The sequence below is a fragment of the Desulfovibrio sp. genome, from assembly GCF_035644575.1.
Taxonomy (GTDB): domain Bacteria; phylum Desulfobacterota; class Desulfovibrionia; order Desulfovibrionales; family Desulfovibrionaceae; genus Desulfovibrio.
Genome location: NZ_DASQOG010000136.1, coordinates 1 through 8300 on the forward strand (window position 1 = coordinate 1; position 8300 = coordinate 8300).

The 8300-nt window shown below is 58.2% G+C and carries 7 protein-coding genes; all 7 read left to right on the plus strand.

The window, feature by feature from the left end:
* The first annotated feature begins 61 nt into the window (after nt 1-61).
* Nucleotides 62-2086 carry an ATP-dependent zinc metalloprotease FtsH gene (gene ftsH, locus VEZ52_RS07865; protein WP_324836339.1) on the plus strand — a complete coding sequence of 675 codons (2025 nt, stop codon included), beginning with the start codon at nt 62-64 and terminating at the stop codon, nt 2084-2086.
* A complete protein-coding gene (folP, locus tag VEZ52_RS07870) occupies nt 2076-2954 on the plus strand; it encodes a dihydropteroate synthase (RefSeq protein ID WP_324836340.1) in 879 nt (292 codons plus the stop codon). Before ftsH ends, folP begins: the two co-directional genes overlap by 11 nt.
* Nucleotides 2955-3070: 116 nt before the next feature.
* Nucleotides 3071-4333, plus strand: a complete 1263-nt coding sequence (locus VEZ52_RS07875) for a GGDEF domain-containing protein (protein WP_324836341.1) — start codon at nt 3071-3073, stop codon at nt 4331-4333.
* Nucleotides 4334-4377: 44 nt separating this feature from the next.
* Nucleotides 4378-5112 (plus strand): diadenylate cyclase CdaA, encoded by a 735-nt coding sequence (gene cdaA / locus VEZ52_RS07880; protein WP_324836343.1) that lies wholly within the window; start codon nt 4378-4380, stop codon nt 5110-5112.
* A complete protein-coding gene (locus tag VEZ52_RS07885; protein ID WP_324836344.1) occupies nt 5099-6031 on the plus strand; it encodes a CdaR family protein in 933 nt (310 codons plus the stop codon). The genes cdaA and VEZ52_RS07885 overlap by 14 nt, the downstream gene beginning before the upstream one ends.
* Nucleotides 6032-6187: 156 nt before the next feature.
* Nucleotides 6188-7540: a phosphoglucosamine mutase gene (gene glmM, locus VEZ52_RS07890; protein ID WP_324836345.1), complete on the plus strand. Its 1353-nt coding sequence runs from the start codon at nt 6188-6190 to the stop codon at nt 7538-7540.
* Between the two features lie 134 nt (nt 7541-7674).
* Nucleotides 7675-8300: UTP--glucose-1-phosphate uridylyltransferase (locus VEZ52_RS07895; protein ID WP_324836346.1), on the plus strand; the 626-nt coding region annotated here is incomplete at its 3' end.

Sequence of the window (8300 nt, forward strand, 5' to 3'; positions counted from 1 at the left end):
CTGGCCATATATCCGGCCTGGCCGTGCGCCACCGCGCGCGGAAAACGTAACGGAGGCAGTGTTGAATCAGATAAGTCGCAACCTGATGCTGTGGGCGATAATCGTCCTGGCGATGGTCATGCTTTTCAATATGTTCCAGCAACCGCAGGGGATAACCCAGCGGGTGCCCTACTCAGATTTTCTCAGTCAGGTGGACAACGGCCAGCTCCTGTCCGTGACCATTCAGGGGCACACCCTCATTGGGCGCACCTCTGACGGAAAAACCGTGCAGTCCTATGCTCCGCAGGACATCGGCCTCGTAAACCGCCTTATTGAAAAAAAGGTCGAAATCAAGGCCGAGCCGCCGGAAGAACAGCCCTGGTACATGACCCTGCTGGTTTCCTGGTTCCCCATGCTGCTGCTTGTGGGCGTGTGGATTTTCTTTATGCGCCAGATGCAGAGCGGCGGCGGCAAGGCCATGAGCTTTGGCCGGTCGCGCGCTCGCCTGCTCAATCAGGACAGCACCCGCGTTACCTTTGCTGACGTGGCTGGTGTTGACGAAGCCAAGGACGAACTTTCGGAAGTTGTGGAATTTCTCTCCAACCCCAAGAAGTTTACCCGCCTTGGCGGGCGCATCCCCAAGGGCGTGTTGCTCGTGGGCCCTCCCGGAACGGGTAAAACCCTTCTGGCCCGCGCAGTTGCTGGCGAGGCCGGGGTGCCGTTCTTCTCCATTTCCGGCTCCGACTTTGTTGAAATGTTTGTGGGCGTGGGCGCTTCGCGCGTTCGCGACCTTTTTGTTCAGGGCAAGAAAAACGCGCCCTGTCTGATATTTATTGACGAAATTGACGCTGTTGGCCGTCAGCGCGGCGCTGGCCTTGGCGGCGGACATGATGAACGCGAGCAGACCCTGAATCAGCTGCTTGTGGAAATGGACGGCTTTGAAAGCAATGAAGGCGTTATCCTCATTGCCGCCACCAACCGCCCCGATGTGCTTGACCCCGCCCTGTTGCGTCCTGGCCGCTTCGACCGTCAGGTGATGGTGCCCACGCCCGATCTGCGTGGCCGCCGCCGCATTCTTGAAGTGCACACCAAACGCACGCCTCTTGCTGGCGATGTTGATCTGGAAGTGCTGGCGCGCGGTACACCGGGCTTTTCTGGCGCCGACCTTGAGAACCTGGTCAACGAAGCTGCTCTTCAGGCCGCCAAGCTCAATCAGGATCGTCTGGACATGCACGATTTCGAGTATGCCAAGGACAAGGTTCTCATGGGCCGCGAACGCCGCAGCCTTATCCTCTCCGAGGAAGAAAAGCGCATCACCGCCTATCACGAAGGCGGCCATGCTTTGGCTGCCCGCCTGCTGCCCGGTTCCGACCCGGTGCACAAGGTTACGATCATTCCGCGTGGCCGCGCACTCGGCGTGACCATGCAGCTGCCGGAAGAAGACCGCCACGGCTATTCGCGCACCTTCCTGCGCAATAATCTGGTGGTGCTGCTGGGCGGTCGCGTGGCGGAAGAAATTATTTTTGACGATATCACCACCGGCGCTTCCAACGACATTGAACGCGTCACCCGCATGGCCCGCAAGATGGTCTGCGAGTGGGGCATGAGCGAAGCCGTGGGTACGCTGGCCATCGGCGAAACCGGCGAAGAAGTTTTTATTGGCCGCGAATGGGTTCAGAACAAGAACTTCAGCGAAGACACGGCACGTCTCGTGGATTCGGAAGTGAAGCGCATCGTGGAAGACGCGCACAGCCGCTGCCGCAAGCTGCTTGAGGAAAATCTGGATATCCTGCACCGCATTGCCCAGGCCCTTCTTGATCGCGAAACCATCACTGGCGAGGATCTCGAGCTGCTCATGGACAACAAGGAGCTGCCGCCCCTCGACACCAACGGCAAACCCGTACCCACCAGCACTGCCGCCAAGGGTGCCAAGGCTGCCAAGTCCAGTGCTGAATTTGTGATTGAACCGGATACGGATGCTCAGGCCCCAGAACAGAAGCCAGAGCAAAAACAGGAGCAGAAGCCGGAGCAGCAATCGGAACAGGCGGAGTCCAAACCGTCTGAAGCCGAGAACACACGGAACAACAGTAAAGAAAATGACCGATAGCATTTGCCCGGCCGCTCTTTCCAGGGGCGCAGACTGGCATATTCTTGGGGGGCGGGCGTTGAAGACGCCTTCCCCCTTTGGCGTCATGGGCATTGTAAACCTGACCCCCGATTCCTTTTATGACGGGGGCCGCCACAATGCCCCGGCACCGGGCCTCAACCATGCGCTGACCCTGCGCAGCCAGGGTGCAGATATTCTTGACCTTGGCGCGGAATCGTCGCGGCCCGGAGCTGCGGAACTCCCGCCTCAGCAGGAAACCGAGCGCCTGCTGCCGGTTCTGACAGGGCTGCGCCAGGCTGCACCCGGAGCCGTGATCTCCGTTGACACCTACCATGCCGCCACGGCTGCCGCTGTGCTGGACATGGGGGCTGCCATCATCAACGATATTTCGGCCTGCGCCTTTGATCCCGCCCTGCTGGATGTGCTTGTGCAGTACAAGCCCGGCTATGTGCTGATGCACAGTCAAGGCCGCCCGCAGACCATGCAGCACGACCCGCGCTACACAGATGTGCGCCGTGAAGTGCTGGAATTCTTTGAGCGCGAAATGTCGCGCCTGGTACGGGCTGGCCTGCCGGAAGACCGCATTGTGCTTGACCCAGGCATAGGCTTTGGCAAGACGCTTGAACACAACCTTGCCCTGCTGGCCCACCCGGAAGACTGGCTCGCGCTCGGCCGGCCTGTGCTCATGGCGCTGTCCATGAAATCCGTTTTTGGCGGGCTTCTGGGCCTGCCGCCGCAGGAGCGAGGTCTGGCAACAGCCACGGCCACGGCAATACTTCGCGGCAAAGGTGTGTACTGGCATAGGGTGCATGATGTTGTTGCGGCCCGTCAGGCCATGGCTGTTGCTCTGGCTCTTGAAGCCAACTAGGGATTCAAACCGTCAACGATTGCGAGTCTGCCGGTATGGTGCGATTTTTTTCAACGCGCCCATTCGCTGGAATGCTGCTCATCACGTTGGCCTTCAACTTACTTTTGACCTGGGTTTTGATTGACCGCAAACAGCAGATTGAACGGGTCAAACTTGAGAGCATCGCCCGCTCGCAGCGCGATAATCTCCAAAACGATCTGTTGCGCCTGATATTCAAAACGGAAACACTGAACGCGCTTGTTATTGACAATCACGGGAACATTCAGGAATTCGAGCGCGTAGCCGCTGCCTTGCGCGATGAAGATACCATTCAGGCATTTGTGCTCGCTCCTGGCGGCACCATAGACAAGGTGTACCCATATACACCTGCCAACAGCCTGCTGGTGGGGCAGGATATGCTGGACGGCAACCTGGGCTGCCACGAGGCCGTCACGGCCCGTCACGGCGCACCCCTGACCCTGGCCGGGCCGGTACTGCTCCCCAATGGGGAGGCGGCTCTGGTGGGGCGACTTTCCGTATTCCTTCCCGATGCTTCCGGTCGTCCTCAGTATTGGGGTATCGCTGCAATATTGCTGCGTTTTCCTGACGTGCTGACAGCCTCGGACCTTTCCCTGCTGGACAGCATGAATATCGACTTTGGCCTTTGGCGCACATATCCCCATAAAGGTGGGGCGTTGCTTATTGCTGGCAGCGCGGATTCAGAAAAAGACGCGGGCACCATAGACGTGCCTGTGACAATTCTTAACGCCCACTGGCTGATCCGCATGTCGGCAGGCGTTGCGTGGTACAGATCACTGGAATCATGGCTCTATGTGGGCATGAGTGTTCTTCTCAGCCTTTTTCTTGCGACTCTTGTTCAAAGAAATCATGACCTTACACAAATCCGCACCTATCTTGAGGCCATCGCCTACAGGGATGCCCTCACGGGCGCGCTCAACAGACGTGGACTGTTTGAGGAACTGCAGCGGCGCATAGCCGCACCGGTTTCAAAAAATTTTACTTTATATTACTTTGACTTAAATAATTTTAAAAGCATTAACGACACCTATGGACATGAGGCGGGCGACCGAGTATTGCAACTCTTCGCAGAGGTTGTTCGCGCACATGCCCCGGTGACGCATATTCTGGGGCGCATGGGCGGTGATGAATTTGTATTGCTGCTCAACGGCAACCCGTCCAAGGAGAGGGACAAGGTCGCCTTTGCCCGTATGCACGCCGATCTTGCAAAGGGTCTGCCCGAGCTGAACATACCCGGGCCGATCACGTTCAGCATGGGCAGTGCAGTGTACCCTGATGCGGCCCTCACGGTGGATGCGCTGCTCTCCTGCGCGGACACTGCCATGTACCAAGACAAGGAACGCGCCAAGGCTCTCGGCTGACAGCGCTGCGGTTGCCCGATACACTTTGCTGCAAGGAACACACCGTGTTTGACCATATTGCCATAGATTGGCGCGATGTAATGGATATAGCAGTGGTCAGCATTCTGCTGTACCAGGTTATTCAGATGCTGCGGGGTTCGCGGGCGCTGACAGTCCTTACTGGGCTGGGCCTGCTTACGCTGCTGTATTTCTTTTCAAACGCTCTCGGCCTGTACACGCTTACCTGGCTGTTGCAGCACATCTTCAGTTCCCTGTTCATCCTCATAGTCGTTATTTTTCAGGCAGACATCCGTCAGGCCCTGGGCGAAATGGGTGCACGGCCTATCTTTCGCCGATCCAGCATAAAGAATATCGGCGTGGAAGAAGTGGTGACCGCCTGTGTTGAAATGGCCCGGCTGCGGGTGGGCGCACTTATTGTTATTGAGCGCAGCATGCGCCTTGGCGACATGATTAAGCGCGAAGGCGTGCGCATTGATGCGCAGCTTTCACGGCAGCTGCTCATGAATATTTTTTACCCCAAGGCCCCCCTGCACGATGGCGCGGTAATCATCAGCCGAGGCAGAATCACCGCTGCGGCCTGCATTCTGCCGCTGGCCGAAGCCAAGGGGCAGAACTTCGGCACACGCCACCGTGCGGCACTGGGTATCGCCCGTGAAAGTGATGCTCTGGTCATTGTTGTTTCTGAAGAAAGAGGCGAAATTTCCGTAGCCCTCAAGGATGAGCTGATGCGCGCCCTTGACGCTACCCGCCTCAGGCAGGTGCTTAATGAAATCCTCTGATCCCTCACGCCGCCCGCCGCACCTGCTTTCCATGCTGCTGGCGATCTTTATCGCCGTGAGCATGTGGTACATGGTCAGCGTTCGCGACAGGCTGGAAGCTCAGATTGAAGTGAACCTCGATTACTTTGGCATCCCCGCCAATCTTGTGGTGACGGACGGCCTCATCAACAAGGCTGTTGTGCGCCTGCGCGGGCCGGAAACCCTGCTGCGCTCGGTCACCCAACGCAAGATCATTCAGGCGGTGGATCTTTCTTCCATCAAAAAAGGCACAACCGTGGTCCCGCTCTCGGCGGAACACCTTGGCGCGCGTTTCCGCGCCTTTGAGCTCATTGATGTGCAGCCCCCGCGCATTGTGGTCAAGGCCGACACCGTGCAGGAACGAAGCGTACCTGTTAAGGCGGTTGTGGATTCGCCCCTGCGCAGCGGCGCCCTGACTGTGGAAAACGTCAGCGTGACCCCGGCCACGGTGGTTTTGCGCGGCCCGGAATCTGTTGTTTCTGCCATTGCCAGCGTGCCGCTGACCATCATGCTTGATCCCAAGGCGGCGGGCACAACAACGCAGCAGACCATCACGCTGGACACGCCGGGCATGGTCACGGCCACGCCGCCTTCCGTCAAGGTGCAGTACACCATCACCAGCGGGCGCACAGTCATTTCGCGCCGCTGCAAAGTGGAAATTGCCAAGGAAAGCCGCATGGCCTATACGGTGAATCCCGATGAAATTGCCGTGCTTGTGGAGGTTCCCGAAGCTCTGGCAAAGAACAGCCGTTACCTTGGCGAGATGGAAGTTTCTTTCGTCACGCCGGAGATACAGCCGGGAGAGAGCGTTAAAACGCCCCTGCACTTCAAATTGCCGGAAGGAATGACTCTCTTGAACCCGGTTACGGAAGAAGTTACGGTAACAAGAAAAAAGAAATAAACGCCGCCCTTCAACTGCCGCATCAGGCGGCCTGAACGGAGCGCAACCGAGCCTTGGCCCTTGCGGTCGGCACGGCACATACGACAAAACCCAGCAACAGCGCCCATGCTGAAACGCATCCGTGCGCTGCAAAAGAATTAGAGGTAAGGAGTTTTCATGGCTGAGCGTCTTTTCGGCACAGACGGACTGCGCGGCACGGTCAACAACTACCCCATGACCGTGGATGTGGCCCTGCGACTTGGTCTGGCGGCGGGTGTGCGCTTTCGGCGCGGCGACCACCAGCACAAGGTGGTCATCGGCAAGGATACGCGCCTTTCAGGCTATATGTTTGAATCTGCGCTCACTTCCGGCCTGTGCGCCGCCGGCATGCACGTGATCATGACCGGCCCGCTGCCCACCCCGGCCATATCCTTTCTTACCCGCAGCATGCGGGCCGACCTTGGGGTGGTTATTTCCGCCTCGCACAATCCCTTTCACGACAACGGCATCAAGTTCTTTGACGCCGATGGGTATAAGCTGCCCGACCTGACCGAAGACGAAATATCGGCAATGGTGCTGGATTCGGACTTTAAATGGCCCTACCCGGAAGCGCGCGGCGTCGGCCGCGCCACCAAGATTGAAGACGCCGGGGGCCGCTACATTGTTTATACCAAAAGCTGCTTTCCTCCCCAGTTGACGCTTTCGGGCCTGCGCATTGTGATTGACTGCGCCAACGGCGCCAGCTACAAGGTTGCCCCCCTGGCTCTTGAAGAACTGGGAGCCGAAGTTTTCCGCATCGGCACAAGCCCAGACGGCACCAACATCAATGAGCACTGCGGCTCGCTCTATCCCGAAGTGGTGGCCGCCAAGGTGCGCGAGGTTCGGGCCGATGTGGGCCTTGCGCTGGACGGCGACGCCGACCGCCTCATTGTTGTGGACGAATACGGCGACATCATTGACGGCGACCAGCTCATGGCCATGTGCGCCCAGGCCATGATGGCCCGGGGCGAACTGCCGGGCAATATGCTTGTGGCAACCGCCATGAGCAACATGGCCCTGGAAATTTTTATGAAGGATCACGGCGGTTCATTGCTGCGCACCAAGGTGGGCGACCGCTACGTTATGGAAGCCATGCGGCGCGAAGGCGCCATGCTGGGCGGCGAGCAGTCGGGGCACCTTATTTTCCACAAGTACAGCACCACTGGCGATGGTCTGCTGGCGGCCTTGCAAATTCTGCGCATCATGCGCGAAAAGGACAAGCCCCTCTCCGAGCTGGCAGGCAGGCTCAAACCCTTCCCGCAGAAGCTTATCAACGTGCGGGTGGAAAAACGCCTGCCATTTGAGGAACGCCCCGCCATTGGCGAGGCTGTTGCCAAGGTAGAGGCTGAACTGGCCGGGCGCGGGCGTGTGCTTTTGCGTTATTCCGGCACGGAATCTCTTTGCCGCGTCATGGTGGAAGGCGAAAACCCCGAAAAGGTCAAAACTTTCGCTGAAGATCTGGCCGTAGTGGTTGAGCGCGAGCTGCGCTGATTTGACTGTTGAACATCGCGGCGGCACTCCCGGATCGGAAAGGTACGGCTTGCAGTAAGGCTGCTATCCGGTTATTGCTTGCATCGGTTTGCCGCTAATAAAAATTGTTTTGTCTACCCCCCTTGGAGGCATGCATGAAGGATATTCGTAAAGTCGTCATTCCCGTGGCCGGATGGGGCACCCGTTCCTTGCCTGCAACAAAGAATATTCCCAAGGAAATGCTGCCCATCTACAACAAGCCCGTCATCCAGTATGTGGTTGAAGAAGCGCAGCGCGCCAATATTGAAGATGTAATTTTCGTCACCAACCGCGACAAAACGGTTATTGAAGATCACTTCGACTACAACCTCCAGCTTGAAGGCGTGCTTGAACGCGCTGGCAAGCTCGACAAACTGGCTGAAGTGCGCAAGGTGGCCGAGATGGTCAACATCATGTCCGTGCGGCAAAAGCGCCAGCTGGGCCTTGGGCATGCGGTGCTGTGCGCGCGCGAACTGGTGCGTGACGATCCCTTTGCCATCATGGTGGGCGATGACCTCATGTTTGGCGGCGCTCCCGGCATCGGCCAGCTCATTGAAGTGGCAATGGCCGAAAAAATGCCGGTCATCGGCGTGATGGAAGTACCGTGGGAGAAGGTCAGCCGCTACGGCATCATTGATGGCGACGAAGTGACCCCCGGCGTGTTCCGCGTCAAAAACATGGTGGAAAAACCCGCCCGTGAAGACGCGCCCTCGCGCATGGCTATTGTTGGCCGTTATGTGCT